Origin of the sequence: Acinetobacter sp. AKBS16 (genome assembly GCF_002899995.1) — a bacterium.
In the GTDB taxonomy this organism is placed as follows: Bacteria; Pseudomonadota; Gammaproteobacteria; order Pseudomonadales; family Moraxellaceae; genus Acinetobacter; species Acinetobacter baumannii.
In genome coordinates, this window is sequence record NZ_POYH01000082.1 from 133,052 (window position 1) to 136,347 (window position 3,296).

Consider the following 3,296-nt stretch of genomic DNA (forward strand, 5'->3'; position numbering starts at 1 on the left):
AAAACGGCGCAGCTTATATTCCACTTGCTCTGGAGGTAAACCTTCTGAGCAATCTAGTGGCGCAAATATTCGAGCTTTTTCTGCTTCTATTTCGCTTTGGTTTAATTCACTATCTTCAACTGCATTCACGTATTGCGCGGCATTTACACCCGCAAACCAACCATAGGTAAATGCACCAAGCATATAGTTATGAGGTACAGCCGCCATATCGCCAGCACTGTATAATCCCTTAACTGAAGTCTCAGCTTTTTCATTGACCCATACACCAGAAGCACTGTGTCCGCTACAGAAACCAATTTCTGAAATATGCATTTCCACCATATCTTGACGATAATTGGTTCCTCGACCCTCATGAAAACGTCCACGGCTTGGGCGCTCATTGGTATGCAAGATTTCTTCGATGGTTTGAATGGTTTCTTCGGCCAGATGATCTACTTTTAAATAAACAGGACCATTACCACTTTCCAGTTCTTGGTAAAACTCCCACATCATTTGACCACTCCAGTAGTCACATTCAATGAAACGTTCACCTTTACTGTTAGCGGTATAACCTCCTAAAGGTCCGGTCACATAGGCACAAGCCGGACCGTTATAGTCTTTAATCAATGGATTAATCTGGAAGCATTCTAAATTAGCAAGCTCAGCACCTGCATGGTATGCCATTGCATAGCCGTCACCTGCATTGGTTGGGTTTTCATAAGTGCCCATTAAATAGCCGGAAGCTGGTAAACCTAAACGCCCTGCGGCACCACAACATAAAATGGCAGCTTTCGTTTTAATGACATAGAAATCGCCACTACGACAATCAAAACCAAGTACACCATTGATTGCACCTTGCTCATTTTTTAAAAGCTTTGTGGTGACAATCCGATTATTAATTTTGACTTGAGCACGCTTTAATTGACGGTATAAAACTTTTTTAACGTCATGACCTTCAGGCATAGGTAAAACATATGCCCCCATGTGGTGTACTTTTTTTACTGCAAATTCGCCGGTCTCATCTTTTTCAAACTTAATACCCCATTGATCGAGCTGTTGAATGGTTTTGAAACTATGCTTCGCATATGCATATACAGTGGTTTGGTTAACTACCCCTTCATTGGCAATCGTAATTTCTTTGGTGTACTGCTCAGGTGTTGCGTAGCCCGGAATGACAGCATTATTCAGTCCATCCATTCCCATTGAAATCGCCCCACTGCGCTTTACATTCGCTTTTTCAATGAGCAAGACTTTTAAATTCGGGTTTTCTTGTTTTGCTTTAATCGCAGCCATTGGCCCAGCAGTTCCACCACCAATCACCACAATATCAAACTCAAGATATTTAGTTTCCATTGAATATTCCTTATTTTTATTTGAGTTATTAACGATGAATACGTAAACGGTACTGGAAGGTATCGCCCGAGAAATAGAGATATTCATAGTCAATCGGTTGACCATTTGCATCATGAGTCAAACGTTCGACCCGTAATACCGGAGTTCCGATTTCGACTTGCAACAAAGCCGCTAATTCTTCATCCGCTACCGTGGCATCAATGCTTAAATCCGCATGTCCCAAAGGGATGTCACACTCTTGTTCTAATGCCTTGAAAATATCGGTTGTACGTAAATCAATCGCTTTTTCTTTAAGCTTCAAACCAATATGTTCTGGCAAATAAGTCAACTCATAAGACACTGGCTGACGGTTGAGTAAACGGACACGTTGAATTTCATACACATTAGCTTTAACAGGTAACTTCAATTTGGGCACAACGTGCATCGGGATCTGCTTAAGCTCGGCCGAGATGACACGGTTTAAAATTTCGTGACCAGCAGATGACATTGCTTCTGCAAAACCTTGCAAACTTGAGATGTTCTGGAACGTTTTTGGCTTGCTTACAAAGGTCCCTTTACCTGGCACCTTAAAAATATAGCCTTCCAACTGTAATTGGTTGAGCGCTTGGCGAACTGTAATTCGACTTACACCAAATTGTTCAGCAAACTCGTTTTCAGATGGAATTTGGCTCAGTACGGCATATTCACCATTTACAATTTTATTAAGGATGAGTTCCCTTAATTGATCGTAAAGAGGCTTGTGATTTTTGGGATCTTGGGGTAGCTGGCTCACGGCTCACAACCTGTTATAACAACTTGAGCAAATAATGTTTAAAATGTTTCAGTTTTGGAAATAATTTAAAGCGATAACTTTAGTTAAAAAAATAATTTCATTTAATATCAATAAATTAATAAATAGTTATCTATAAAAGTTGAATGGTTATCATAAAAAATACATTTGTGTTTGTTATGCTATAAAACATACTCCGTTATGTCATAAACGTAAAAATTAATATTATTTTTTAGGGGATAATATGCAACAAAAACAATTAAATACCCCTGATGATTCAGTGGAACAAGTCACCTTCTGGCAAGCCTTCTTATTTTGGCTCAAGCTTGGTTTTATTAGCTTTGGGGGGCCAGCTGGACAAATCGCTGTGATGCATCAGGAACTGGTTGAACAAAAGCGCTGGATATCAGAAAAAAGATTTTTACATGCACTGAACTACTGCATGTTGTTACCCGGTCCTGAAGCGCAGCAGTTAGCAACCTACATTGGTTGGCTTATGCATAGAACTGTGGGAGGATTGGTTGCAGGTATTCTATTTGTATTGCCCTCTTTATTTATTTTAATTGGACTATCTTGGGTTTATATAAAATTTGGAGATGTGCCTGTTATTGCAGGTATCTTTTACGGGATAAAGCCTGCCGTCACTGCAATTGTCTTTCATGCAACTTACCGCATAGGCAGTCGTTCGCTTAAAAATAAGTTTTTATGGGTCGTCGCAATTGCAGCGTTTTTTGCCATTTTTGTCTTAAAGCTTCCTTTCCCGCTTATCGTTTTATCAGCAGGTATTGCTGGCTATTTAGCAAGTAAAAAGTACCCAGAACTATTTTCCTCCGCGGGTGGGCATAAAGCTAGTCAAAAAGATTATGGTCCGGCATATATTGATGATGATACTCCGACACCAGAGCACGCTAAATTCCATTGGTCACGGTTAGCTAAACTTATTTTTGTGGCAATCGCTTTATGGTTATTGCCAATTTTAGCTTTAGGCGCATATTTTGGATGGCATCATTCCTATACCCAAATGGCTTGGTTTTTCACTAAAGCTGCGCTGCTTACGTTTGGGGGCGCTTACGCGGTTTTACCTTATGTCTATCAAGGGGCTGTCAATCATTTTGGATGGCTTTCACCTACACAAATGATTGATGGATTGGCACTTGGTGAAACTACACCCGGTCCACTAATTATGGTCGTTGAC

3 protein-coding genes are annotated in these 3,296 nt (G+C 40.2%); 1 reads left to right on the forward strand and 2 read right to left on the reverse strand.

The features are described from left to right. Together C1642_RS15275 and C1642_RS15280 are read right to left on the reverse strand one after the other, a co-directional pair. Positions 1-1,332 (reverse strand): fumarate reductase/succinate dehydrogenase flavoprotein subunit (locus C1642_RS15275; protein ID WP_228153926.1); only part of this gene is annotated, 1,332 nt, incomplete at its 3' end. 28 nt (positions 1,333-1,360) lie between these two features. Then, the gene (locus tag C1642_RS15280) at positions 1,361-2,104 is read right to left on the reverse strand and encodes a GntR family transcriptional regulator (protein ID WP_000080816.1); all 744 of its coding nucleotides are present in this window, start codon (positions 2,102-2,104) and stop codon (positions 1,361-1,363) included. A gap of 241 nt (positions 2,105-2,345) precedes the next feature. Between C1642_RS15280 and chrA the strand changes: the two genes are divergently transcribed. Continuing rightward, positions 2,346-3,296 (forward strand): chromate transporter (gene chrA, locus C1642_RS15285; protein ID WP_103236546.1); only part of this gene is annotated, 951 nt, incomplete at its 3' end.